The following is a 24,189-nucleotide window of genomic DNA, read 5'->3' on the forward strand; positions in this document are numbered from 1 at the left end:
TATGCATCGAATAGTGATTGTGGGTGGCGGTGCTGGTGGTCTGGAGTTAGCAACTCGCTTGGGTGATCGTTATGGCCCGCGCAAAGGACGAACAGGAGAGCTATCGATTACGCTAATTGATAAGAATCGAACCCACATTTGGAAACCAAAACTGCATGAGATTGCTGCGGGCAGTATGGATCTGGGTGATCATGAAGTGGACTATATCGCTCAAGCCCATTGGCATCATTTCACATACCGGATTGGCGAGATGATTGGTCTTGATCGTGAGCGTCAAGAGGTGTTGGTCGCTCCTTATTGTGATGATCAGGGAATTGAGATTACGCCACAACGTACCGTCCCGTACGACACATTGATTCTTTCAATTGGTAGTCTGAGTAATGATTTTGCAACGCCCGGCGTAGAACAATTTGCCCTTCGCTTGGAGTCGCAAAATGATGCCAAGCATTTTCATACCAAAATGCTCAATGCCATTATTCGGGCGCAGGCACAAACGAGTTCCTTAACACCAGATCAATTGCATGTTGCCATTATTGGTGCCGGAGCAACTGGAGTAGAGCTCGCTGCGGAGTTATATCGCACGACGCGTGAGGTGGTCTCATATGGCTTAGACCGCGTGGACCCCAATAAAGATCTAAAAGTGAGTGTGATTGAGGCAGCTCCGCGTATTCTCCCAGCCTTACCGCTACGTCTATCGCTTGCTACTACGGCATTGCTAGAGCGCATGGGTGTTGAGGTCATTACGAATAAGAAAGTTGCTGAGGTTGTGCCTAATGAAGTCCACTTTGCAGATGGCAGCAGCTTACCTGCTGAGTTAATTGTGTGGGCCGCGGGTGTGAAGGCCCCGGATTTCTTAAAAGATATTGCGGGTTTAGAAACCAACCGTATTAATCAGCTAGTGGTTTTGCCAACCTTGCAAACCAGTAGGGACCCTAATATTTTTGCCATGGGAGATTGCGCTGCGTGCCCATGGCCTGAGGCCAATGATGGGAAGGGTGGTTTTGTGCCACCCCGTGCTCAAGCTGCTCATCAACAGGCCTCGCATCTCTTTAAACAAATTCAGTTACGCATGGCCAATAAAGCACTGAAGATTTATCGCTATCGCGATTTTGGTTCTCTCGTGTCACTCGGTAAATACAGTACCGTGGGCAGTATGATGGGCGGTCTCATTGGCGGCAACCTCATGATTGAGGGTAGCTTTGCTAAGCTAATGTATCTCTCTTTATATAAGATGCACGAACTAGCGTTGCATGGCTGGGCAAAGGTTAGTCTTGATACTCTGGCGCGGATGATTACGCGTCGCACAGAACCACACGTTAAATTGCATTAACTCAGTTGCGCACGAATCTCAGCGGATCGATCCCAAAGGTTTGGTACTTGCATAGAGGAATAGCCTGAAACAAAGTTTTTGATTGCTCCAGAGCTAGGGTCGTAAACGTGACGCTTCACACCACCAATATTGCCACCGTATACATGAATGCTAATCGAGGTTTTATCGGCAAAGGCATTCTTCACAATATGAATATCGCCAATCGTTGGGCTAACCTCGTCAATATCGCCAGGCATTAAGGCTTCTTCATGGCCTACGGGCTTTAATGACCCATCGGCATCGCGTTCATAGCGTTGCCCTGTTTCTGAACCACGTAGCATCCCAATCAGACCCCACACCATATGATCATGAATCGGGGTCGCTTGTCCCGGACCCCATACGAAACTAACCACCGAAAATCGCTCCAGTGGATCGGCATAGAGTAAATATTGTTGGTAGAACTGTGGGTGTGGCACGGTGCAAAACTCTGGTAACCAGTCATCCGACGCAATCAGCTCTTTAAGAAGCACTTTAGCTTTGGGCCGCACAAAAGACTCCTCAAGAGATTGACCAATTAAGTGGGTCATTTGGGTCACAAAATGCCGTAATGGTGCAATCGAATCAGTGGGTAAATGAGTAGACATATTCTCTAAGAACTTTATAAATAGTACGTTCTATTATCCATTAAATCGTAGAGTGGTATGTTGAACGGAGCCTAAATCTTAGATGCTTTACTAAGATCGTTAGAATAAAGCATTCCATTAAATAGAATGCTCCCGAACATGCCGACAACTGCATCTGTATTAAGCCCACTCCATGGCGTTTGTGTCATCGAGATTTGCAATGTTGCTGCAGGCCCCTTTTGTGGAATGCTGATGGGGGACCTAGGAGCGGATGTTATTAAACTTGAGAGCCCTGGAGCAGGTGATACTCTCAGAGCTTGGCCACCCCATACCGGTCCTGAGAACGATCGTCTCAGTGAAAACTTTGCCTCGCTCAATCGGAATAAGCGTTCGATTACTTTAGATCTTAAAAATCCCAAAGACAATGCGAAAGCGAAGGAGCTCATTGCAAAAGCCGATGTCCTGATTGAGAACAACCGCCCTGGAGTAATGAAGCGCTTGGGTCTGGATTTTGACTCGGCCTTGAAACTTAATCCCAAGCTTATTTATTGCTCAATCTCGGCATACGGACAAACAGGACCAAGGGCCAATGAAGGCGGCTTTGATGTCACGATCCAAGCAATGAGTGGCATCATGAGTGTGACCGGTGAGGCGGGCGGTGCGCCAGTGAAGTGTGGTGTACCGGTAGCCGATTTCACGGCGGGCTTATATGGCGCAATGAGTATCTGCGCGCAATTGTGCCATGTGCAGCTTACTGGACAGGGGGTTCATATTGATGTGCCAATGATGGGAACATCGCTCGCCATCGCTGCTTTACAAACTTCAGAGTATTTTGGTGTTGGCAAGGATCCTGTCAAGCTGGGATCGGCCCATCCGCGTAATGCACCTTATCAAGCCTTCAAAGCAAATGATGATTATCTAGTGATGGCGGCTGGTACCCAAGCCCTGTGGGAAAGTGTTTGCCATATTCTAAAAAGTGATGCGCTCTTACGCGATGAGCGCTTTAGTACAACCGCACTGCGTGCAAAAAATCAAGTTGCTTTAAAAGACTTGATAGAACTAATCTTGCAAACCAATACTGCTGCCTATTGGATTGAGGCATTTAGTAAAGCAGGGGTACCGTGCTGCCCCATCAACCAGTACTCTGCCGTTTTAAGCGATCCCCAGACAGTTGCTATGGAATGGGTGCAGCCCCTAGAAATGGCGAATGGTCATCAAACGAAGACCGTAGTGAGCCCAGTGAAGTTCAATGGTAAGAATGCAGATATTGCAAAGCGACCACCCCGCTTGGGTGAGCATAATGACGAGTTAGTGGGGTAAAGATGAACACAATTCAGGTAGAGCATTCTGGGCATATCAAACGCGTTACGCTTAATCGTCCCGAGAAACGAAATGCCATTAGTTATGAGCTCGCTAATGAGCTTCTTCAGGTAAGCAAAGAGTCTGAACTTGATGGCACCCGACTATTGATTCTTAAGGGAGCAGGGCAGGGCTTCTGTGCAGGCTTTGATTTCTCGAACTTGGATGATGCTAGCGCAGGCGATCTACTCTTACATTTCGTACGTATTGAACAAATGCTGCAAGCGATTGCGCATGCACCGTTTGATACGATGGCGTTTGCACATGGTCAAACCATTGGTGCTGGCGCTGACCTCCTCTTAGCTTGCCGCCATCGTGTCGGCTCTGAGGATATGCGCATGATGTTCCCAGGGGCGCGTTTTGGATTAATCCTTGGCTCACGTCGCCTTGCTGAATCTGTAGGTTCAGATCGCGCACAGCAGTTAATTGGGAACCCCAGACGGATTGATGCCCATCAGGCAAAAGAGTTTGGTATCTTGACCGCAGTGCTTGAGGCAACCGATTGGCATGCCTATGAAGCTCAGATACTCGAGCATATTTTGGAGATTCCTCCGGATGCTAGAGCGATGGCTCTTCATGCATGCAAACGGGATACTCGCGCAGTCGATTTATACGATCTCGTGCAATCGGGTTCAGTTCCTGATATCAAACATCGGATTGCCGAGTATTTAGCAAAAGTGCAAGCGGCCAAGAAATAAACTAGCTTTGGCAAACCGTTTCATAGATACGATCTACTTTACCTGCCAACAAGAGTTGGCTAGGTAGCGCTCTGCCAACCAGATCACGGAGTTGAGCAGAACATTCCAATAAGAGATCTAAATTGATATTGGTGTTGTAGCCCATTAGATCAAACATATGCACGAGCTCTTCGGTACAGACATTGCCCGTTGCTCCTGGGGCATAAGGGCAACCACCAAGTCCTCCCAAGGAAGAATCAAAGCGATTGATACCAACCTCTACAGCCGCTAAAGCATTCGCTAAACCCATGCCCCGCGTATTATGAAAATGCAAAGTCCATTCCATCGCTGGATATTTAGACTGCGCCTGTTCGCAAACTTCCTTGACATGCTGCGGGTTTGCCATGCCGGTGGTATCGCAGATACTGATGCCACGCACCCCTTCATTGGCAAAATGATCAATCCAGTGCATTAGCTCAGATAGTGGGGTCATGCCACTCATGGGGCAACCAAAACTGGTGGACAGAGAGACATTGACCGCTACCTTAGCATCATGCGCTAGACGAATAACATCACCCAGTGCTGTTACAGAATCTGCGCGCGTCATGCGAAGATTCGATTGATTATGGGTCTCACTCACAGACATCACTAAGTTGAATTCATCAACACCGACTCGAAGGGCGCGCTCAGCACCTTTAAGGTTTGGAATCAAAACGGTGTACTCCACACCTGGTACGCGCTCAATCTTGCTCATCACCTCTTCTGCATCGGCGAGCATGGGGATCGCCTTAGGGCTAGTAAAGGAGGTCACTTCAATTTTGGCGTATCCGGCACGACTAAGGCGGTTGAGAAGCTGAACCTTGTCTTCGGTAGGTATGAAGTTGCTTTCAGCCTGAAAGCCGTCGCGAGTGACCACCTCTTGAATATAGAGTCTTTGCATGGGAATAATCTTAAACCTTTCAGAAAGGGGATGTCCATCAAGGCAAACATAGGGCAGATGGTTTATAGTTGCAAGGTTTTGTACCTATTTAGGAGATATACATGTCGTCAATCTTGACCTCTCTTGGCCGTACAGTGCTGGCAGGCTTTGTCCTGACTCTATTAATTGTGGTTTTATTTGGCTCCAATGTGGGAAGTCCAGGTTGGGTTGCCTTTTTATTCCGCTACCTTCATGTGCTCTCAGGAGTAATGTGGATTGGTTTGTTATGGTATTTCAATTTCGTACAAATTCCATCCATGCCAAAGATCCCCGATGAGCAAAAACCAGCGATTGGTAAAGTCATTGCCCCAACTGCGTTGTTCTGGTTCCGTTTCGCTGCCATGGCAACCGTTCTCACCGGAATTATCTTAGCGATTCTGAATGGTTATGCGCACAAAGCCTTTACCTTACAACAACCATTCTTAGCGATTGGCTTGGGTATGTGGATTGCGCTGATCATGGCATTTAATGTCTGGTTCATTATTTGGCCTAATCAAAAGCGTGCCCTAGGTATTGTGGTCGTGGACGCTGAACTAAAAGCAAAATCTGCTCGTACCGCAATGTTGACCTCACGGATTAATACAATCCTATCGATCCCCATGCTTTACCTCATGGTGGCGCAGCAAAATATGGGTCTGTAATACAGAACCGCATTAGTAAAAGCCCGCAATAGCGGGCTTTTTCTTTTCCAGCTTAGAACTGATAGAGCCGAGCGGGATTAGTACTCAGTACCTGCTTGCGTAACGCAGGTTCTGGAACCCACGTATTGAGTAGATCCAATAGATCGGCATCGTTTGGCATAAAACTATTCACCATGACATGGGGCCAGTCAGTGCCCCAAACAACTTGGTGCGAATTTGCATCCAAGAGTGCATGGGCAAATGGATTGGTATCGGAATAGGGCGGACGATCTTGCGAAGAGATTCGGTAGGGTCCGGTTAGCTTGACCCAGGCGCGTTCCTCGCGCATCAGTGATAAAAGACCCTGAAAGCCAGGATCATTAACACCAAGACTAGTTTTAAGATAGCCTAGATGACCAAGCACGACTGGCACCGGAAAGTTTCTGAGGGTTTGATCAAGAGCTGGGAATTCATTAACGTGCATTAAGAACTCAATATGCCAACCGAGTGGTGCAATCTTATCGGCAAGATAACGAAGCTTCATAATCGGTAGTACACCTTTTGCCTCAGCGAGATCAACAATATTGCAACGCACCCCACGAATACCTGCGTGATGCATCTTTTCTAAATCCTGTTCTGAGATCTCCCAATCCACAACAGCAATACCCCGTAAGTGAAGAGGATCTTCTTTGAGGGCTGCCAAGAGGGCGCGATTGTCATCCGCATAAATACTAGGCTGAACGAGTACGGCCCTCTCAATGCCCAAATGATTTAATAAGGCCCGATACTGCGGTAATAGCGCATCGGGAGGGGTGTAAATTCTTTTTGAGGAGTAAGGGTAAAGCGCTGCTGGCCCACAAATATGAGCATGGCAATCACAAGCATGTTCATCTAGAACAAGACCAGGTTTTTTGAGGGCCTGGTCTGGTGCTTGGCACAGTGGGGGATTATTGGGGTTCGATTCCAGCGTCTTTAGCAATCTTGGTGTACTTAATGATCTCACTGCGGACAAACTTTTCCGTCTCAGCCAAGCTCATTGGTTTGATGGTGATTCCGGCCTTTGCGTAGGCAGACTTCACATCAGAATCTTGCAGGGCACGATTGATGTCGGTATTAATCTTTTGGAGAACACCAGCGGGTGTGGCTGATGGTGCCCATACGCCAACCCATAAACCAATTTCAAAGTTTTGAAAACCCTGTTCGGCAATCGTCGGGATCTCTGGTGCAGCCTCGGCACGAGTCGCACTAGTTACACCAAGAGCACGCACTTTCCCGCCTTGTATTTGAGCAATCGCGGTTTGTAGTGGCGCCATGTAATAGGCAGTGCGTCCCGCAATGGTTTCTTGAATAGCTTCAGGGGATCCCTTAAAAGGTACATGGAGCATTTTGATACCCATGGTCTGATTAAAGTACTCAGCCGCAAGGTGGGTTGAGCTACCAACGCCTGCGCTGGCAAACGGAATAATCTCTGGTTTACTCTTGGCGGCGTTGACCAAGTCCTTTATGGATTTGTAGGGACTCTCTGCAGATACAACCAATGCATAAGGGCTGGTACCCAAGATGTTGACATCCTTGAGGCTTTTGAGGTCATAAGGTAATTTCTTATAGATGGCTGGATTCGCTGCATAAGAAGCCGATTGCACTAAGAGTGTATAGCCGTCTGGATCAGAGTTCACGACGACACCAGTGCCCACCAAGCCACCGGCGCCAGGGCGATTCTCAATAATCACAGGCTGCTTCCAGCTCTCTGATAAGTTCTTAGCCACAATACGTCCGGCAATATCAGCGCCTGATCCTGGAGTCAGGGGCACAATCATCTTGACCGTTTTATTTGGATAGTTAGCTTGAGCGCTTACGAAAAGGGGCTGCAACGAGAGCATCCCAGTAAATAATGCGAGCGCAGTGATTCGATACGCATTGAAAGGAATATGCATGTTGTCTCCTATTGATTTTATGATTAACTTACTAGGGTTAACTATGCCACAGAGTCTAAGAATCCCCGTAAGGCCTTGTTAAATGCCTGTGGCTGCTCGATGTTGGCAAGGTGTGCCGCTTGATCAAGGACCACCATGGAGGAGTGCGGTATCAGACGATGCAAGACCGTCGCTTGGTCTACGGTGCAAGCAGGATCTTGTTTGCCGACCAGCACCATGGTGGGCGCTTTGATCTTGAGCAGCATAGTGGACTGAGCCATATCACGCACTGCGCTGGCGCAGGCTAGGTAACCATCCACTGGGGTTCCCAAAATCATGTGCTTAACGTGTTCAATCTGTTGAGGCTCGCGTTGAATAAAATCACCCAGAAACCAGCGCTTTATGGTTCCATCGACGAGACCCATAATGCCACTGGTGCGGGCGATAGCAAAACGCTCCTCCCATAAGCTGCGTGGGGGCATCTCGCTGGCAGTGTCGCAAAGGCTTAGGGAAAGAGCGCGATCGGGATAGTTAGCACCAATGTATTGGCAGATCATCCCGCCCATCGAGAGTCCCACCAAATGCGCTTGTTTTATCTGCAGAGCATCCATGAGGGCAACTAGATCTTGTGCAAGTAGGGCAATGCTATATGGACCTTCAGTCACCTGAGTTTGACCATGACCGCGGGTGTCATACCGAATCACGCGATAGCGATCGGTTAGAGCGCTGATATTACTATCCCACATTTCCAAACTGGACATGAGGCTATTACTCATGATGACTATTGGCCCATTTTCCGGACCATCGATTTGATAAGCCATCTTGATTTGATTGGCGTTAATGTGATTTTTCATAGTAGGGTCTCCAGGAAGACTCTATTTTGACACTAATAAATCTTAGCCTCCCCAGCAGGTCGATTCTTGAAGCGTTTGTGAACCCAATAGTATTCGGCAGGACGTAAGCGGATCTCATCTTCAAAACAACGATTGAGTCTCGCAGTATCTGCAATGGGATCTTTGGTCGGGAAATTAGTAAGGGGTTTACTAATATGGCAAATATAGCCAGATCGATCTGGCTTCAGGGTCGTTTTCATGATGCAGACCTCTGCACCAGTCATGCTGGCCAAGCGCGAGATTGCTGTAATGGTGTTGGTCTCAACGCCAAAGAAGGGCACAAATACCGAGTCTTTAATGCCAAGATCAATATCGGGCGCAATAAAGACAAAGTTACCTTTCTTGATCTCACGTAGGGTCTCTGTGAGATGGCCTTGTCTCGGAATGGACTTACCCCCAAAGCGTCCGCGCCACTCGATAATCTTACGATCAAAAAAAGCATTCTTCATTTTTTGATAGAGGGTTATACCGCGCTGCCAATTCATTTTTTCAGAAAGGGCACAAAGCGCCATACCGCCTTCAATGCCAACAAAGTGTGGATTGACCAAGATACGAGGCTTTTGGTCTCCTAAAGTGATCTCAGAATTGATCTCTACCATCTCCGCAATTTGTGCTGGGTTACCCAGCCAAATCCGGCTACGTTCTAGCACGCTCCGGGCAAATAGGCGCCAGTGATCGAGTGCTAATGCATGGCGCTCAGAGTCTGAAAGCGTTGGAAAACATAGGCGCAGATTAATATTGACCACGCGGTTGCGTTCGCTCGGAATATGGGCGATCAACCAACCGAGCTTGTCTCCGGTAAATATGATCCAAGAGTAGGGTAGAGCCGAGAAGACGCGCAATAGTAATAGCGCTAGGTAGTTAAATAGTGTTTGCACATGAACCCTTAAGAGCCTCACTATATACCGCTACCCGAACTCAATACCCCCATGCTTTACACTGTCTTCGTGAAACAGACCATCCTACGGGTTCTCTGGGTCTTGGCCGGCGCTAGTGTCGCCTTGGTATTGGCCTTGCATGTCGTGCGCCCAGCAGATTCAACACTATTGTTAGCCTCCTTGGGCGGATCTACTTTATTTCTGTTTGGTCTGACAGCCTTACCGCCAACTCAGCCCCGCGCTCTTTTTGGTGGACACTTAATTTCTGCTTTGATCGGAGTGATTTGTTATCAACTATTTGGTGATGCGACATGGGTCATGGTGATGTCTGTTTTGATTACGATCGCTGCTTTGATTCTGAGTAGAACGGTTCACCCACCTGCAGGCGCTAATCCTTTAATCATGATCCATTCTCATGCGGGTTTTATTGATATTTGGACTCATGTTTTTGCTGGGGTCTTGGTCTTGGCATTGACTACCTATTTATGGTCGCGTTTGGGGATTGGACAAGTGCGCTATCCCGTGAGCTGGAATCAAAAGTCACCGCCAACCGACCAGTGGGGTATCTGGCACTAGGAATGAGAATATTCATGAGTATTGCCAGCGACTTATATTCATCGCGAGCCAGCATTGACTATGTGCGTAATTGCTTCACCTGCGGTAATCATCTTGCCCTAAAGACGGAAAGCACGGCGTGATTTGGGATGCCATTATTGTTGGAGGCGGAGCAGCCGGATTATTTTGTGCAGGTATTGCTGGGCAATTAGGTAAAAAAGTTCTGGTTCTCGATCATGCGAGCGTCTTAGGCGAAAAGATTCGGATTAGCGGTGGCGGGCGTTGTAATTTCACTAATCTTCACAGTGCACCCAATCATTTTCTTTCACTCAACCCGCATTTTGTGAAGAGTCCATTGGCTCGCTATTCCTCACAAGACTTCATTAATCTTGTTAAGCAATATCGCATCCCTTTTCATGAGAAACACCAAGGGCAGTTATTTTGTGATGAGTCTGCTAATGACATCATTCAGATGCTGTTCTCTGAATGTCAGCAAGGCGGCGTTCAGATACAAAACCCGGTTACTATCTCAGCCATCACCCGTAGTCAGGATGTTTGGGAGTTAGCAACAAGCCAAGGCAGTCAACAGACACGCCACTTAGTTATTGCGACAGGCGGTTTACCTGTACCCGCCATTGGTGCAACTGAATACGCCTTAGATCTAGCAAGACAATTTGACATCCCTGTCAATCCAGTTCGCCCGGCACTGGTTCCCCTCTCATTTACAGCGGGTGAGTTTTTGCAGATGAGTGATTTGTCGGGGATTAGCATTCCGGTGACCATATCGTCTGGACAAAAAGGGAAGCGTTATGGCACATATCAGTTTGAAGAGGATTTATTACTGACGCACAAAGGGCTGTCTGGCCCAGCCGTATTGCAAGCGAGTAGTTATTGGATGGAAGGGGAGTCGATTCATATTAATTGGCTTGGCAAAAAAGATGATGCAGAACTATTCACAAGCCTTGATGCAAATACACGATCGGTGGATTCTTTATTGGCAGATCTTTTGCCCCAGCGCTTTGCCAAGCTCATTGCAGAGCAATTTGATATGAGTCAGCGCAATTGGGCGGAAATCTCAAAAAAGGATCGCGAGCGCCTGAGAAACTACCTTAAGCATACTGAAGCCAAACCCGCCGGTACACTGGGTTGGAAAAAAGCCGAGGTGATGTTAGGCGGTGTCGATACTAAGGCTTTGGATGGTAAAACTATGATGTCCAAACAGCATCCAAATTTATTCTTTATTGGCGAATGCGTGGACGTTACAGGTCATCTCGGTGGCCATAATTTCCAATGGGCTTGGTCCTCGGCCTATGTGTGCGCGCAGGCACTCGTTAATTAAGTGATATTTCACATATTCAATTGCATTTCACTCCATTGGAAAAACCAAACTAGACCATATAGTTTCTCTATTACCAATCCCGCAGTTAGAGCTTAGTATTGATGTCGGCAATTTAGCAAATGAAGATCTATCGTCATTGTTAATTGCTTTGATCTATATACTCCTAGGGGTGGTGGTTGGCTTGCAACTATTACTAATAATTAGTTGTTTGTTATGTTAAAAAATAATTCCAGAATTCTTGCTTTTCGCAAAGAGGCGCTAACCCTTTTGATAGGAAGCGTTTTTATAGAACTAGCACTTGCAAACAAGCCTGAGTATGAAGCTCCACCACTGGATGAGATTGTGGTCTCAGCCAGTGGATATGAGCAGAAAATTATGGATACTGCTGCCTCCATTAATCTAGTAACCATAAATCAGATTCAAAATGGACAAGCTAGAGACAATCTTTCTGAGCCATTAAACCGAGTACCCGGCATTTTTGCCCTCAATCGCCAGAACTACGCACAAGACCTACAAATATCATCTCGTGGTTTTGGGGCAAACTCGACCTTTGGTACGCGCGGTATCCGACTTATTGTTGATAATATTCCGGGAACTGTTGCCGATGGACAGGGTCAGATATCCCATATAGATTTGCCATCCACTGATCGCATTGAGGTAATGCGAGGCCCATTCTCTGTGCTTTACGGTAATTCATCGGGTGGCGTGATTCGTGTATTTACCCAAGATGGTGGCCCCAAGACCGAGGTGCAACCCTACTTCGAAGTTGGTTCCTATGGACAACGTAGAGCTGGACTAAAAGCAAGTGGTAAATCTGATGAGCTTGGTTACGTAATTGATGCCGGGCAATTCCATACCAATGGATATCGAGATCAAAGTGCTGCTGATAGACGTAATGCCAATGCAAAACTCAGTTTTATGGGGGGTCCCGATACTAGGATAACCCTGATCGCAAATAACGTGAGCCTTAAAGCGCAAGATCCTACCGGATTAACCGAGAGCCAGTTAATTGCAAATCCCAAGCAGGCTGGTACAAGCGCTGTATCGCAAAATTCTCGCAAATCAGTCGATCAAACGCAAGTCGGCGCATCGATCGATTTTCGTATTAACGCAAACAATAATTTTTTATTCTCCCCTTACTTGGGTCAGCGTCATGTCCTTCAGTATTTGACTTCCGCTACAGCAGGATCTGGAGTGATTGATTTAGTTCGTTCTTTTTATGGCATGGATAGTAAATGGGTCCATCAAAATAAATTTTTTGATATTCCGTTGACTATGGTGACTGGCATTGACATGAATGAGAACGACGATCGTCGCCGAACGTATACCAATAGTGGGGGCACTGCAGTGTATAGCAGCACCGCCTCACAAGATTATGCTATGAATGCCAAGAATTTCGATCAATATCTGCAAGCCGATTTTCGGTTTTCAGAGCGCTTCGCTTTTAATGCAGGAATCAGAAACTCTCAAACCAATTTGAGCTCAACAACGAATAACTCCATAAATCTAAATACAGGCTCAACTGAATTTAGGGCTATGACTTATATGGCATCGTTGCAGTATTACTTAAACGAGATGTCTAATGTATATGTATCGTATGGCTCAAGTTTTGATACCCCGACATTAAATCAAGTCTTTTATAGTGCTAATGGAGCAGTTAATGGTTCTAGTTGTACGTCTTCGTGTTCTAATTTCGGGCTTTTAGCCGCCAAAACGAAGCAAGTAGAGCTAGGTTTTAAATCAAGATTATCGCCCTTCATCAAAACCAATATTGCAGTATTTAATGCGGATACTGCAAATGATATTGTTATTGGTGCATCAAATGCAGGGAGAAATTCATTCACAAATGCTCCAAAGACAAATCGTCAAGGTGTGGAGGGTGGTGCGCAGTTTAAGTTACCTTATAACTTTGAAACTAACTTGGCATATACGTGGTTGAGAGCAACGGTAAAGGAGTCGTACCTTACAAACTCTACCAATTTGTCAACATTCAATACCGTTGCAAGTGGTAATCGGATTCCAGGGGTTCCCAATCAGGGCTTATTCGCAGAGTTACTCTGGGTCAAGCCCAATAAGTCAGTAGAAGCCGCTATTGAAGCGCGGGCGAATGGGGCAATGGACGCTAATGATCTGAATACTCAATATAAGGCACCAGGTTATGCAGTGATGAATATTCGCGGAGTAGTGCGTCAAGAAATTGCTGGCGGCTGGTCTTTTTCACAATTCTTTAGGCTCAACAATGTGTTTGATCGCTCTTATGTTGGTTCAGTGATTGTGAATCAATTTTTCCTTCGTTCGTATGAGCCAGCCCCAACCCGAAATTGGATGATTGGCGCTAAGGCGAGCTATCAGTTTAAGTAGGAAAAAAATGGTTCTCAGGGCAAATTGTCGAGACCTATCTAAGGCAAAACCCTAATTCAGAACTATATCCATTACGCTCAAAAGGGATTAAATTAGAGAATCTGCAATTGGAATAAAAGTAATTAGAAAAAGAAGGGATATAACCATGAACCAGCGACTGATTTCAGTAGCAACACTTTCGACACTCGCCTCATCACTGATGATTCTGCAAGGCTGTGCGACTGCACCGCCTCCCAAAGCTGAGGCTGCCCCAGCTCCTGTAGCAGCGGCACCAGCACCAGCATGGAAGCAGGGTATGGGCCCTGATATGGCCAATTCCAAGTTAGCTCCTTTGCCTGGAAAAATGACGGTTACCCCTGTTAGTGAAATTCCAATTGATAAGCTGAAATTACCCCCAGGCTTCAAGATTGAGGTTTGGGCAACCGGCATGCCTGGTGCTCGTGCGATGGCGCGCGGAGATAACGGCAAAATTTACATTGGCACCCGTGCGATTGGACGTGTCTATGAGTTGAGCGACAACGGTAAAGAGCGAACCAGCCGTGTAGTAGTTGATAAATTAGTTCAGCCCGCTGGCGTTGCATTTAAGAATGGCTCTTTATATGTGATGTCTATTAATAAGGTTCTGCGTTACGACGGGATTGAAAAAAATCCAAGCGTGGCACCAGTAGACCTAACAGCTAAATTTAATCTGCCACCCGAGCAACACCATAACTGGAAGTACATTGCATTTGGACCTGATGGGAAGTTGTATGTTCCATTTGGAGCGCCTTGCAACATTTGCGAGTTGCCAACCCCCGAGTATGCCCAGATTCGTCGCTATAACCCAGATGGATCGGGTATGGAAGTGTTAGCAACCGGAGTGCGCAATACCGTTGGTTTTGATTGGCATCCCACCACTAAGCAACTCTGGTTTACAAATCATGGACGCGATTGGATGGGTGACGATAAGCCGAATGACACCTTGAGTCGGATGCAAAAAACCGGATTGAACTACGGCTTCCCTCATTGCCATGAAGGTAATATGCCCGATGATGTTGTGAAGAAGGCCAATCCATGCGCAGGCGTTGAACAACCTGTTGCCTTGATGGGCCCACATACTGCAGTGATGGGTCTTAAGTTCTATACCGGCAATATGTTCCCTCCTGAATATAAAAATGCTGCCTTTATTGCACGCAAAGGTTCATGGAACCGTAATCAAAAGATTGGTTTTGATGTTGTGATGGTTAAGGCAAGCGCAGATGGCAAAAATGCCAAAACCGTACCATTTATTACCGGATTTATGAACCCAGCCGATCAATCCTTCTGGGGTCGTCCAGCTTACCTACTGCAGATGCCTGACGGCTCAATGTTGGTATCGGATGAGCAGTTGGGCGCAATTTATCGAGTGACCTATAAAAAGCAGCAAGTAGCAGCGAAGTAATTCGCAGTATTGAAGTGCAGTATTTACGAATCGCGACGTTAGCACTAGGACTTATTTGTTCCAGCGCAACGTCGCTTTCGTTTGCGCAGGATATTAGCGCAAAGATTCAGGTATGCGGCGCTTGTCATGGCCTTGATGGTAATTCCAAGATTGTAGGCACCCCATCCTTGGCGGGACAGCCCAAGACGTTTTTAGAAAACCAGATGGTGATGATCCGAGAGGGTATGCGCGACATCCCTGCTATGAAAGGACAGCTAGATGGATTAAGCGATGCCACAATTGTTGCGATCGCCAAGTTTTACACCAATAGCCCAGCCATATCGCAAGCAGGACCACGCAATCCCGCCTTATTTGAAAAGGGTCAAGTCATTTCAAAGGAAGCGCTGTGTGGTACTTGCCATTTACCCAACTACGTTGGTAGAGATCAGATGCCTCGGATTGCGGCTCAGCGTGAAGATTATCTCTTGTATAGCATGCGACAGTTTCGCTCTAACCAGGCTACAGGCAGAGATACAATCATGGCGGCATCTCTATATGGCATGAGTGATGATGATCTAAAAGCCATTGCACATTACCTCTCACAATTAAAGTAAACCTATGACTGCATTCATTGATCGCGTTGACCACTTAGTACTCACCGTCACGGATATCGAGAAAACCACCCTGTTTTATGAGAAGACTCTTGGATTTGAGCGCGAGTTCTTTAAGGGCCCGGAAGGACAACCCCGTTATGCACTCTTGTTTGGGCAATACAAAATCAATTTACAAGATAAACAAACAGAAACACCTACAAAAGCCAGGGTGCCCACCATCGGCGCAGGCGATTTTTGCTTAATCTCTAAAGTTCCTTTGGACGAGTTCATAGTCCATCTGAAAAAAATTGGGGTTCCAATTGATACAGGACCCGTTCAAAGGCGGGGTGCTTTAGGCCCGATTCGGTCAGTTTATTTCCGGGATCCGGATGGAAATTTGGTCGAAGTGGCGGAATACATCTAGCAAAAATCCCATTTTTAGCTCTCAAAAGCCTCCACTTGGAGGCTTTTTTTATTTCATTAATTCACTGATTTATATAGGTATTTTATTAAAAGACCATAAAAAATCTATTTAAAGAGCTTAGATATGTATATTTTTATTGACAAATATTTATGTAAATTTAGAATTACACCTAGAAAATAAAGGTTATTAAGATTTTTGTGGCAGAGAGTGCCATAAAACCCGCGTGCGGGTTGAGCACGAGAAGTAGGGTGTCTTTCAAAGGGAGAAAACTATGTCAGACCCAAATAAGGTATGGCCTACAGGCTTAACTGAGGCCGAATCTGAGGAGTTACACCGTAATCTGATCCAAGGCACGCAGTTTTTTGGCATGATCGCAGCTCTTGCCCATTTACTTGCGTATATTTATTCGCCCTGGCTGAAATAAGGAGATAAAAAAATGATTTACGGAAAAATGTGGTGTGTAGTAAAGCCTTCAGTAGGCATCCCATTATTTTTGGGCGCTTGCGCAGTTGGCTCATTCGCTGTTCATACAATGATTCTCAACAATACAACGTGGGTTAAAGCATTCTTGAACGGCAATGCTGCAGCAACAGCTTCAGCATCAGCATCAGCGGCACCGGCGGCACCTGCAGCGAAGAAGTAAAGTACTTTAATTTTTCACTAGTCCGAGGTCGGCGGGTCTCGGACTTTTTACTTTTAGAGACGGAGTCTTGACAACAGATTATGCTGATGGTGAGATTCAATTATGAAACGCCTTAGTCAAAAACTTGTGCAATCGTGGGCCAACTTAGGTCCAAGGTTTTTACCTTTTGCGGACGCCGCCACTCCTGATTTACCGCTTTCTCGACTGCTCCGACTTTCACTCTTTCAGGTTTCAGTTGGCATGGTTTTGGTGCTACTGATTGGGACCTTAAATCGGGTCATGATTGTTGAGCTTGGTGTACCTGCATCCCTCGTGGCTGTGATGGTCTCCTTGCCCCTTGTGTTTGCCCCATTTCGGGCCTTAATTGGGTTTCGTTCGGATACGCATCGTTCGGAACTGGGATGGCGTCGGGTTCCCTATATGTGGATGGGAACCTTAGTGCAATTTGGTGGGTTAGCGATCATGCCATTTGCATTATTGGTTCTATCGGGCGGCGGTCAATCAGCAAGTGCGCCAGCATGGATTGGACAAGCCTCTGCGGCCTTGGCGTTCTTGCTGGTGGGTGCTGGAGTTCATATTACCCAGACCGTGGGCCTTGCACTCGCTACGGACTTAGCACCACAAGAATCGCAACCCAAAGTGGTGGGACTCATGTACGTGATGCTCCTACTAGGAATGATTGTGAGTGCGTTTATCTTTGGGGCGGTCCTTGAAGAATTTACCCCAGGACGTTTGATTCAAGTGATTCAGGGATGTGCTATCACCACCATGATCTTGAATGTGATTGCGCTCTGGAAGCAAGAATCACGAGATCGCAGCAGACGCTTTAAGAATCCAGATCAACCGACCTTTAAGCAATCGTGGGATCTTTTTTGCCAAGGTGAACATGCCCTACGTCGTTTATTGGCGGTAGGACTCGGTACGATGGCGTTTACGATGGAAGATGTCTTGCTTGAGCCTTATGGTGGCGAGATATTGAAATTGAGCGTTAGTTCTACTACCTACCTGACGGCTGCTTTAGCATGTGGCGGGCTCTTTGGTTTTGCATTAGCGTCGCATATTTTGAGCAAAGGGGCTGATCCATTTCGGATGGCCAGTATTGGGGCGATGGTAGGCCTTCCCGCATTTATGGCTGTGATTGTTGCTGCGCCGATGGCCTCAGCCTACCTATTTAGTTTCGGAGTTTTCTTAATCGGCTTTGGGGGCGGTCTCTTTGGTCATGGCACGCTCACTGCAACCATGAACCTTGCACCTCCAGAGCAACGTGGATTGGCATTGGGAGCGTGGGGCGCAGTACAGGCAACCGGCGCCGGAGTGGCAGTAGCGCTCGGAGGAATTATTCGGGACATTGTGAACTACTTTGCCATGCGAAATAGCTTGGGAGAGAGCTTGGCTGATCCTAGCACCGGCTATGTTGCAGTGTATTTAATTGAAATGATTTTATTAATGGCAACCATCATTGCGATGGCGCCTCTGATCAAAAGCAAGTTACCAGTGCGTAAATTACAGACGAGTTAGAAGAGTATTAATCAACCGTGAAGAGGAGAGTGATATGGCTGCAGGATATGTAATTGCAATTTTAATTGTGGCGATTGGTGCAATGGTTGCGATACGGAATATGAATCGCCGTAAGTAGTTACTTGGAATCACCTCTGCGTTTTTTACCCAGAAACGATTCCACGACGATGGAGCAGAACACCGCTCCAATAATGGCAGTGATGACGGCCATTATAGGCCCGCTGATCTGCATGCCAAAGTCATAGCCAAACTTAAGGCCAAGGCAAACGGCTAGCAAGTAGGGGATCAGAAAAAGATAGTCTTTGGTGCCTTTCATCAGCATTATCTTACCCATTCTTTGGGCCTGAGCAAATAACTTTGATCAGGGACATAATGGGATCATCACAAAATAGCCTAGGAGTAAAACCATGGTCAAAATGAAACATCTCATTGCTGCCCTTTTTGTTGCGAGCGCATCATTCTCCTATGCGGCAGATACAACCCCGTCGTCTTCAGCCTCGTCGTGGCAAGCAGAAGCCCAGAAAGAAATCAAGGCGAAGAACTATGATGGCGCAATTAAAACTCTCTTGGCTGCTAATGAACCAAACTCAGCAGACTGGAATAATCTGCTGGGCTATGCCCAACGTAAGAAGTCTCCACCGGATTTAAATGCGGCAGAGCGTTATTACCAAGCAGCCTTAAAAATAGATCCAAAACATAAGGGTGCTTTGGAGTACTACGGCGAACTCTTTCTGATGAAAAATGATCTTCCAGGCGCAGAACAAATGTTGGCACGTCTGAATAAGGTTTGTATTTTCTCGTGCGAGGAATACCGGGATTTAAAAGAAGAAATTGCAAAGTACAAGGCCAAAAAGGGCTCAAAGTAGGACATTCTCAAAAACTCAGGGTTCTGGCTCAATATCTGAGAAAATAGAGGTTTCATTAATAAGCCTAAAGACCCCCACCATGGAAGCAGGGAGAACCAGACTTTCTGACCATTTAAGCCAGCAGCTTGACGCAGATCAGTCGATTCATCGGGATTTAGGAAAACTCATCCTCGATATTGCCACCGCCGTTCAAGAAATTGCCATATTGACCTCGCAAGGGGCATTAGCTGGGGTCTTGGGTAATTTAGCCAGTCAAAATGTTCAGGGCGAGACCCAAAAGAAACTCGATGTTCTCTCCGATGAGATCCTCATTCAAACCTTTCGATCGGGGAACTTAGTCGCTGGCATTGCCTCTGAAGAAAATGATGAGCCGATTGCTAATAAAAATGGTGGGCCTTTTCTGTGTTTGTTTGACCCCTTAGATGGCTCTTCTAATATTGATGTCAACGTTTCGGTGGGAACGATCTTTTCAATTCAGCATGCCCCTAAAGATCGCAGCCCACAGTTAGCGGATTATTTACAGCCGGGCAGAAAACAAATTGCTGCGGGCTATGCGGTGTATGGACCATCCACAATGCTCGTATTAAGTATCGGTAGGGGCACTCATGGATTTACTTTGGACGCCAGCTCCGGTGAGTTCATCCTGACCCATCCCAATATTCAGATCCCCGCAGACACCAGTGAGTTTGCAATTAATGCGAGCAATGAGCGTTTTTGGGAAGCACCCGTTGCGCGCTACATTAGTGAATGCAAAAAGGGCAAGACCGATGTGCGGTCCCGCGACTTTAATATGCGTTGGATTGCTAGTATGGTTGCGGATGTACATCGCATCCTAATGCGCGGTGGCATATTCATGTACCCCAAAGATACAAAAGATTTAAGTAAGCCAGGGCGTCTTCGCCTAATGTATGAAGCCAATCCTATGAGTTTCGTGGTGGAGCAGGCAGGCGGTTTGGGATCCACAGGACGTCAACGTATCTTGGATCTAAAACCAGAAAGTATTCATCAACGTGTTCCTGTTGTTTTGGGATCGCGCAATGAAGTCGAGCGGGTTGAGCAGTATCACCGTGAACACGATAGTACAAATTAATCTTGGATATGAGCACAGCACAAATTACTAGTAGAGAGTTAGCCAATGCGATTCGTTTCTTAGCCATCGATGCGGTAGAGAAATCAAAATCGGGTCACCCCGGAGCTCCGATGGGCATGGCAGATATTGCCGAGGTGCTCTGGCGCCATCATTTAAACCATAATCCAGCAGATCCACATTGGATCAATCGTGATCGCTTTGTACTCTCTAATGGCCATGGTTCGATGTTGATCTATGCCCTGTTGCATCTGACCGGTTACGCAGTCTCGATTGAGGATATTAAAAACTTTAGGCAGTTGCATAGCATTACTGCCGGACACCCCGAGGTGAACATTACGCCAGGGGTCGAGACCACCACCGGACCATTAGGTCAGGGCCTAGCAAACGCAGTAGGCATGGCTCTTGCCGAATCGCTTCTTGCTAAACGCTTTAACCGTCCAGGACATACGATCATCGATCACCATACCTATACCTTCTTAGGCGATGGTTGCTTGATGGAGGGTATTAGTCATGAGGTTTGTTCTCTCGCGGGCGTTTGGGGGCTGAACAAATTAATTTGCTTCTACGATGACAACGGCATCTCGATTGATGGTCATGTCGATGGTTGGTTCAAAGACGATACGGCAAGTCGGTTTAAAGCCTATGGCTGGAATGTCATTGGTCCGATCGATGGGCACGATGCTCAAGCAGTAAATGCCGCCACGACCGCCGCTCAATCTGAAACCGCCAAACCGACTCTGATCATCTGTAAAACTACCATTGGTTTGGGCGCACCGAATATGGCAGGCACGCATGATGTTCATGGAGCACCCTTAGGTGAGAAAGAGGCTGCAGCAACCCGCGAAGCTTTGGGTTGGAAGTATGGTCCCTTTGAGGTCCCTGCGCCGATTAAGACTGCTTGGGACGCAGTAGAGAGCGGTAAAGCAAAACAGGCCCAATGGAATGAGCAATTAGCAAAGTATCAAGCGGCATTCCCAGAGCTAGCCAAAGAGCTGATGCGTTGCGCTACTGAAAAGCTACCAGCGACTTGGTCATCCACCAAGACTCAATTGTTTGCCAGCATGAAGGCAATAGAATCACCAACCGCCAGTCGTAAATCCTCTCAACAAACTTTAGATATCCTGGTGCCCGCATTACCAGAACTCCTTGGTGGGTCAGCAGACCTTACCGGTTCAAACCTCACGGCTGCGAAGACCAGCATTACCTGGCATCACAAGACCGATCAAGCTGCAAACTACATTTCTTATGGAGTGCGTGAGTTTGGTATGAGCGCCATCATGAACGGGGTGGCATTGCATAAAGGATTTATTCCCTATGGCGGCACCTTTGCGGTGTTCTCCGACTATGCGCGCAATGCGATTCGCATGAGTGCTCTCATGAAGCAACGCGTTATTTATGTTTTAACCCATGACTCGATTGGTCTGGGTGAAGATGGCCCCACCCATCAACCGATTGAGCATGCGGCGAGTTTGCGTCTCATTCCTCATCTCGATTTGTGGCGTCCTTGCGATGGCTTTGAAACTGCGATTGCTTGGACTGCTGCGATTCAGCGCACCGATGGGCCGAGTGCTTTGTTCTTGTCTCGACAAAACTTGCCACAACTCAGTAAGAACATCAGTGAAGCCGATGTGATGCGAGGGGGCTATGTCTTGTCGGATTGTGAGGACAAACCGGATGCGGTCTTAATCGCAACGGGGTCTGAAGTTGGCCTAGCTATGCAAGCGCAAGAAATTCTGCGTACTCAAGGAAAGTCCGTGAGCGTGGTTTCCATGCCATGCACTTCTCTATTTGATCGCCAAGATAAAAGCTGGCAAGAAAAGGTGTTACCAAGCGGCATCAAACGGATTGCGATCGAAGCGGGTCACCCCGACCCGTGGTGGAAGTATGTTGGTTTAGATGGCGCCGTTGTGGGTATTAATCGTTTCGGTGAGTCTGCTCCAGCCGCCGCAGTATACAAAGCATTGGGTGTGACGGTTGAGCACATTGTGGAACTCGTATAACTAGAGATTGGGATAGAGGAAAAAAGAATGGCATTAATTTCGTTAAGACAGTTACTGGATCACGCAGCAGAGCATCAGTATGGCCTGCCAGCATTTAATGTCAATAATATGGAGCAGATCCATGCCATCATGCAGGCAGCGGATCAGTTAGATAGCCCTGTGATTTTGCAAGCTTCTGCCGGCGCACGTAAATATGCAGGAGAACCTTTTTTGCGGATGCTAGTAGAGGCAGCAGTGGAGCAATACCCGCACATTCCAATTTGTATGCACCAAGATCATGGTGCTTCACCAGCGGTTTGCCAAGCATCGATTCGTAGTGGTTTCTCGAGTGTAATGATGGACGGTTCTCTAAAAGAGGATGCTAAAACGCCTGCGGACTTTGCCTATAACGTTGATGTGACCCGTCGAGTGGTTAATATGGCCCATGCTGTTGGTGTATCCGTTGAGGGCGAGTTGGGTTGCCTTGGGTCACTTGAAACCGGCCAAGCAGGCGATGAGGACGGCAGTGGTGCTGAAGGAGTCTTGGATCACTCGCAACTATTAACCGATCCAGACGAGGCCGCTGACTTCGTGGCCAAGACCCAGGTCGATGCTTTAGCCATCGCAATCGGTACCAGTCATGGTGCTTATAAGTTCACCCGCCCACCAACAGGCGATATCTTAGCGATTGATCGTATTAAAGCTATTAATCAACGTATCCCGAATACGCATTTGGTTATGCACGGCTCCTCGAGTGTTCCTCAAGAGTGGCTTGAGATTATTCGGCACAACGGTGGCAAGATTAAAGAGACCTATGGCGTCCCGGTCGAAGAAATCGTGGAAGGCATCAAACATGGTGTGCGCAAAATTAATATTGATACCGATATTCGTTTGGCAATGACCGGTGCGATCCGTCAGTTCTTTACCCAACACCCCGAAGAGTTTGATCCTCGTGCATTCTTAAAGGTTGCTACGGCAGCTGCCAAAGGGATTTGTGAAGCGCGCTTTAAGTCTTTTGGCTGTGCTGGTCAAGCAAGCAAGATTAAGGTAATCCCCTTGGAAAAGATGGCAACACGCTATGCTAAAGGTGAACTCAAGGCAGTGATTCAGTAACAATGTATTCGTTAATAGAGTAAAGAGGAAGAAGATGACCATCCGAGTTGCAATTAATGGCTATGGCCGAATCGGACGCATGGTGTTGCGGGCGCTGTATGAAGAGGCAATGCAAAACAAGAAGCGTGATATCAAAATTGTGGCGATTAATGCCATGGGAGATATCGATATCAATGCCCACCTTACGCAATACGACTCTGCTCACGGGCGTTTTCCTGGAACCGTCACCGTCGATGGTGAGTACATGGTGGTCAATGGTGATCGTATTCGTATGTACTCGACCCGTAATCCCTTGGAGACCCCATGGGGCAAAGAGGGCGTTGATCTTGTTCTGGAGTGCTCCGGTAAATTTACGTCTAAAGAAAAGGCAATGGTGCATATTCAGCAGGGGGCTAAGAAGGTCTTAATCTCTGCCCCTGGTGACAAAGATGTCGATGCCACCATTGTGTATGGTGTCAACGAGAAGGTTCTGAGGCCAAGCGATGTCGTGGTTTCTAATGCAAGCTGTACCACGAACTGCTTAGCTCCATTGGTCAAGCCGCTTTTGGAGAAGATTGGTATTGAATCAGGCCTCATGACCACCATTCATGCTTTTACCAATGATCAGGTCTTAACTGATGTCTATCACAGCGATAAGCGCCGCGCTCGCTCGGCAGTAAGCAGCATGATTCCTACCAAAACGGGTGCCGCTAAAGCCATAGGCTTGGTGCTGCCGGAACTAGCAGGACGTTTTGATGGTTTTGCGATGCGCGTTCCCACTATTAATGTCTCGGTCGTTGATCTGACATTTGTTGCTAAGCGCTCTACCTCGGTCGACGAGATAAATAACATTCTTAAGAGCGCTAGTGAGAGCGAATTAAAAGGCATCCTTGGATTTAATACTTTGCCACTGGTCTCGATTGACTTTAATCATGATCCTCGCGCCAGTATCTATGACGCTTCACAAACCCGCGTTTCTGCCGATGGTAAGTTGGTGAAGGTCTTGTCCTGGTATGACAACGAGTGGGGCTACTCGGTGCAGATGCTCAATGCAGCCGAAGCTTTAATGGCGGTATAAA

General features: G+C 47.1%; 25 protein-coding genes. 18 read left to right on the forward strand and 7 right to left on the reverse strand.

Annotated elements, in window-relative coordinates; all coding sequences use genetic code 11:
* Nucleotide 1 precedes the first annotated feature (1 nt).
* Nucleotides 2-1,330: an NAD(P)/FAD-dependent oxidoreductase gene (locus NKE59_RS03175; protein ID WP_353439515.1), complete on the forward strand. Its 1,329-nt coding sequence runs from the start codon at nt 2-4 to the stop codon at nt 1,328-1,330.
* On the opposite strand, the gene NKE59_RS03180 is transcribed toward NKE59_RS03175, so the two are convergent.
* Entirely contained in the window at nt 1,327-1,953 is a 627-nt protein-coding gene (locus NKE59_RS03180) for a cysteine dioxygenase (RefSeq protein ID WP_353439517.1), read from the reverse strand. The two genes, NKE59_RS03175 and NKE59_RS03180, sit on opposite strands and share 4 nt — an antisense overlap.
* 138 nt (nt 1,954-2,091) lie before the next feature.
* Here NKE59_RS03180 and NKE59_RS03185 point away from each other — a divergent pair, with 138 nt between their 5' ends.
* Both NKE59_RS03185 and NKE59_RS03190 read left to right on the forward strand, forming a co-directional pair.
* A complete protein-coding gene (locus NKE59_RS03185; RefSeq protein WP_353439518.1) occupies nt 2,092-3,252 on the forward strand; it encodes a CoA transferase in 1,161 nt (386 codons plus the stop codon).
* Nucleotides 3,253-3,254: 2 nt separating this feature from the next.
* Nucleotides 3,255-3,989 (forward strand): enoyl-CoA hydratase/isomerase family protein, encoded by a 735-nt coding sequence (locus NKE59_RS03190; protein ID WP_353439519.1) that lies wholly within the window; start codon nt 3,255-3,257, stop codon nt 3,987-3,989.
* A 1-nt stretch (nt 3,990) separates the two neighbouring features.
* Here NKE59_RS03190 and NKE59_RS03195 read toward each other — a convergent pair whose 3' ends face one another.
* Nucleotides 3,991-4,908, reverse strand: coding sequence for a hydroxymethylglutaryl-CoA lyase (locus NKE59_RS03195; protein ID WP_353439521.1), 918 nt, complete (start codon nt 4,906-4,908; stop codon nt 3,991-3,993).
* Nucleotides 4,909-5,009: 101 nt separating this feature from the next.
* On the opposite strand from NKE59_RS03195, the gene NKE59_RS03200 reads away from it, so the two are divergent.
* The gene (locus NKE59_RS03200) at nt 5,010-5,588 is read left to right on the forward strand and encodes a urate hydroxylase PuuD (protein WP_353439523.1); all 579 of its coding nucleotides are present in this window, start codon (nt 5,010-5,012) and stop codon (nt 5,586-5,588) included.
* Nucleotides 5,589-5,640: 52 nt separating this feature from the next.
* On the opposite strand, the gene NKE59_RS03205 is transcribed toward NKE59_RS03200, so the two are convergent.
* Genes NKE59_RS03205 through NKE59_RS03220 form a run of 4 tightly spaced genes read right to left on the reverse strand, consistent with a single transcriptional unit; the run spans nt 5,641 to nt 9,251 of the window.
* Complete coding sequence (locus NKE59_RS03205; protein WP_353439524.1) at nt 5,641-6,546, reverse strand: amidohydrolase family protein; 906 nt, start codon at nt 6,544-6,546, stop codon at nt 5,641-5,643.
* Nucleotides 6,515-7,501, reverse strand: a complete 987-nt coding sequence (locus NKE59_RS03210) for a tripartite tricarboxylate transporter substrate binding protein (RefSeq protein ID WP_353439525.1) — start codon at nt 7,499-7,501, stop codon at nt 6,515-6,517. Before NKE59_RS03210 ends, NKE59_RS03205 begins: the two co-directional genes overlap by 32 nt.
* 41 nt (nt 7,502-7,542) lie before the next feature.
* Nucleotides 7,543-8,334, reverse strand: coding sequence for a 3-oxoadipate enol-lactonase (pcaD, locus tag NKE59_RS03215; protein ID WP_353439526.1), 792 nt, complete (start codon nt 8,332-8,334; stop codon nt 7,543-7,545).
* A gap of 32 nt (nt 8,335-8,366) precedes the next feature.
* Nucleotides 8,367-9,251: a lipid A biosynthesis acyltransferase gene (locus NKE59_RS03220; RefSeq protein ID WP_353439527.1), complete on the reverse strand. Its 885-nt coding sequence runs from the start codon at nt 9,249-9,251 to the stop codon at nt 8,367-8,369.
* 69 nt (nt 9,252-9,320) lie between these two features.
* On the opposite strand from NKE59_RS03220, the gene NKE59_RS03225 reads away from it, so the two are divergent.
* From NKE59_RS03225 to NKE59_RS03265, 9 genes are all read left to right on the forward strand, one after another.
* The gene (locus NKE59_RS03225; RefSeq protein ID WP_353439528.1) at nt 9,321-9,827 is read left to right on the forward strand and encodes an HPP family protein; all 507 of its coding nucleotides are present in this window, start codon (nt 9,321-9,323) and stop codon (nt 9,825-9,827) included.
* Between the two features lie 118 nt (nt 9,828-9,945).
* Nucleotides 9,946-11,145, forward strand: coding sequence for an NAD(P)/FAD-dependent oxidoreductase (locus tag NKE59_RS03230; protein WP_353439529.1), 1,200 nt, complete (start codon nt 9,946-9,948; stop codon nt 11,143-11,145).
* Nucleotides 11,146-11,358: 213 nt separating this feature from the next.
* A complete protein-coding gene (locus tag NKE59_RS03235; protein WP_353439531.1) occupies nt 11,359-13,506 on the forward strand; it encodes a TonB-dependent receptor in 2,148 nt (715 codons plus the stop codon).
* Nucleotides 13,507-13,651: 145 nt separating this feature from the next.
* Entirely contained in the window at nt 13,652-14,926 is a 1,275-nt protein-coding gene (locus NKE59_RS03240; RefSeq protein WP_353439532.1) for a PQQ-dependent sugar dehydrogenase, read from the forward strand.
* 14 nt (nt 14,927-14,940) lie between these two features.
* Nucleotides 14,941-15,519, forward strand: coding sequence for a c-type cytochrome (locus tag NKE59_RS03245; protein WP_353439533.1), 579 nt, complete (start codon nt 14,941-14,943; stop codon nt 15,517-15,519).
* A 4-nt stretch (nt 15,520-15,523) separates the two neighbouring features.
* A complete protein-coding gene (locus NKE59_RS03250; protein WP_353439534.1) occupies nt 15,524-15,922 on the forward strand; it encodes a VOC family protein in 399 nt (132 codons plus the stop codon).
* Nucleotides 15,923-16,193: 271 nt separating this feature from the next.
* Entirely contained in the window at nt 16,194-16,346 is a 153-nt protein-coding gene (gene pufB, locus NKE59_RS03255; protein WP_108508170.1) for a light-harvesting antenna LH1, beta subunit, read from the forward strand.
* A gap of 12 nt (nt 16,347-16,358) precedes the next feature.
* On the forward strand, nt 16,359-16,565 hold the full coding sequence (locus NKE59_RS03260) for a light-harvesting protein (protein WP_353439535.1): 207 nt from the start codon (nt 16,359-16,361) through the stop codon (nt 16,563-16,565).
* Between the two features lie 102 nt (nt 16,566-16,667).
* Nucleotides 16,668-18,083 (forward strand): PucC family protein, encoded by a 1,416-nt coding sequence (locus tag NKE59_RS03265; protein ID WP_353439536.1) that lies wholly within the window; start codon nt 16,668-16,670, stop codon nt 18,081-18,083.
* 118 nt (nt 18,084-18,201) lie between these two features.
* Here the strand turns inward: NKE59_RS03265 and NKE59_RS03270 are convergent, their stop codons facing one another.
* The gene (locus NKE59_RS03270) at nt 18,202-18,399 is read right to left on the reverse strand and encodes a hypothetical protein (RefSeq protein ID WP_353439538.1); all 198 of its coding nucleotides are present in this window, start codon (nt 18,397-18,399) and stop codon (nt 18,202-18,204) included.
* 91 nt (nt 18,400-18,490) lie between these two features.
* On the opposite strand from NKE59_RS03270, the gene NKE59_RS03275 reads away from it, so the two are divergent.
* The 5 genes from NKE59_RS03275 to gap all read left to right on the forward strand — a co-directional run bounded on the left by NKE59_RS03275 (nt 18,491) and on the right by gap (nt 24,188).
* Nucleotides 18,491-18,949, forward strand: coding sequence for a tetratricopeptide repeat protein (locus NKE59_RS03275; protein ID WP_353439539.1), 459 nt, complete (start codon nt 18,491-18,493; stop codon nt 18,947-18,949).
* 79 nt (nt 18,950-19,028) lie between these two features.
* Complete coding sequence (locus NKE59_RS03280; protein WP_353439540.1) at nt 19,029-20,039, forward strand: class 1 fructose-bisphosphatase; 1,011 nt, start codon at nt 19,029-19,031, stop codon at nt 20,037-20,039.
* A gap of 8 nt (nt 20,040-20,047) precedes the next feature.
* Nucleotides 20,048-22,039, forward strand: a complete 1,992-nt coding sequence (tkt, locus tag NKE59_RS03285) for a transketolase (protein WP_353439542.1) — start codon at nt 20,048-20,050, stop codon at nt 22,037-22,039.
* Between the two features lie 27 nt (nt 22,040-22,066).
* Nucleotides 22,067-23,131, forward strand: coding sequence for a class II fructose-bisphosphate aldolase (gene fba / locus NKE59_RS03290; RefSeq protein ID WP_353439544.1), 1,065 nt, complete (start codon nt 22,067-22,069; stop codon nt 23,129-23,131).
* 34 nt (nt 23,132-23,165) lie between these two features.
* Nucleotides 23,166-24,188 (forward strand): type I glyceraldehyde-3-phosphate dehydrogenase, encoded by a 1,023-nt coding sequence (gap, locus tag NKE59_RS03295; RefSeq protein ID WP_353439545.1) that lies wholly within the window; start codon nt 23,166-23,168, stop codon nt 24,186-24,188.
* Nucleotide 24,189 lies beyond the last annotated feature (1 nt).

Source organism: Polynucleobacter sp. UK-FUSCHL-C3, from assembly GCF_040409815.1.
GTDB lineage: Bacteria > Pseudomonadota > Gammaproteobacteria > Burkholderiales > Burkholderiaceae > Polynucleobacter.

Excerpts from the sequence above, each read along its gene's own strand:
- NKE59_RS03175 (WP_353439515.1), top strand. The coding sequence starts at position 2 with ATGCATCGAATAGTGATTGTGGGTGGCGGTGCTGGTGGTCTGGAGTTA.
- NKE59_RS03180 (WP_353439517.1), bottom strand. The coding sequence starts at position 1,953 with ATGTCTACTCATTTACCCACTGATTCGATTGCACCATTACGGCATTTT.
- NKE59_RS03185 (WP_353439518.1), top strand. The coding sequence starts at position 2,092 with ATGCCGACAACTGCATCTGTATTAAGCCCACTCCATGGCGTTTGTGTC.
- NKE59_RS03190 (WP_353439519.1), top strand. The coding sequence starts at position 3,255 with ATGAACACAATTCAGGTAGAGCATTCTGGGCATATCAAACGCGTTACG.
- NKE59_RS03195 (WP_353439521.1), bottom strand. The coding sequence starts at position 4,908 with ATGCAAAGACTCTATATTCAAGAGGTGGTCACTCGCGACGGCTTTCAG.
- NKE59_RS03200 (WP_353439523.1), top strand. The coding sequence starts at position 5,010 with ATGTCGTCAATCTTGACCTCTCTTGGCCGTACAGTGCTGGCAGGCTTT.
- NKE59_RS03210 (WP_353439525.1), bottom strand. The coding sequence starts at position 7,501 with ATGCATATTCCTTTCAATGCGTATCGAATCACTGCGCTCGCATTATTT.
- pcaD (WP_353439526.1), bottom strand. The coding sequence starts at position 8,334 with ATGAAAAATCACATTAACGCCAATCAAATCAAGATGGCTTATCAAATC.
- NKE59_RS03235 (WP_353439531.1), top strand. The coding sequence starts at position 11,359 with ATGTTAAAAAATAATTCCAGAATTCTTGCTTTTCGCAAAGAGGCGCTA.
- NKE59_RS03240 (WP_353439532.1), top strand. The coding sequence starts at position 13,652 with ATGAACCAGCGACTGATTTCAGTAGCAACACTTTCGACACTCGCCTCA.
- NKE59_RS03250 (WP_353439534.1), top strand. The coding sequence starts at position 15,524 with ATGACTGCATTCATTGATCGCGTTGACCACTTAGTACTCACCGTCACG.
- pufB (WP_108508170.1), top strand. The coding sequence starts at position 16,194 with ATGTCAGACCCAAATAAGGTATGGCCTACAGGCTTAACTGAGGCCGAA.
- NKE59_RS03260 (WP_353439535.1), top strand. The coding sequence starts at position 16,359 with ATGATTTACGGAAAAATGTGGTGTGTAGTAAAGCCTTCAGTAGGCATC.
- NKE59_RS03265 (WP_353439536.1), top strand. The coding sequence starts at position 16,668 with ATGAAACGCCTTAGTCAAAAACTTGTGCAATCGTGGGCCAACTTAGGT.
- NKE59_RS03270 (WP_353439538.1), bottom strand. The coding sequence starts at position 18,399 with ATGAAAGGCACCAAAGACTATCTTTTTCTGATCCCCTACTTGCTAGCC.
- NKE59_RS03275 (WP_353439539.1), top strand. The coding sequence starts at position 18,491 with ATGGTCAAAATGAAACATCTCATTGCTGCCCTTTTTGTTGCGAGCGCA.
- NKE59_RS03280 (WP_353439540.1), top strand. The coding sequence starts at position 19,029 with ATGGAAGCAGGGAGAACCAGACTTTCTGACCATTTAAGCCAGCAGCTT.
- tkt (WP_353439542.1), top strand. The coding sequence starts at position 20,048 with ATGAGCACAGCACAAATTACTAGTAGAGAGTTAGCCAATGCGATTCGT.
- fba (WP_353439544.1), top strand. The coding sequence starts at position 22,067 with ATGGCATTAATTTCGTTAAGACAGTTACTGGATCACGCAGCAGAGCAT.
- gap (WP_353439545.1), top strand. The coding sequence starts at position 23,166 with ATGACCATCCGAGTTGCAATTAATGGCTATGGCCGAATCGGACGCATG.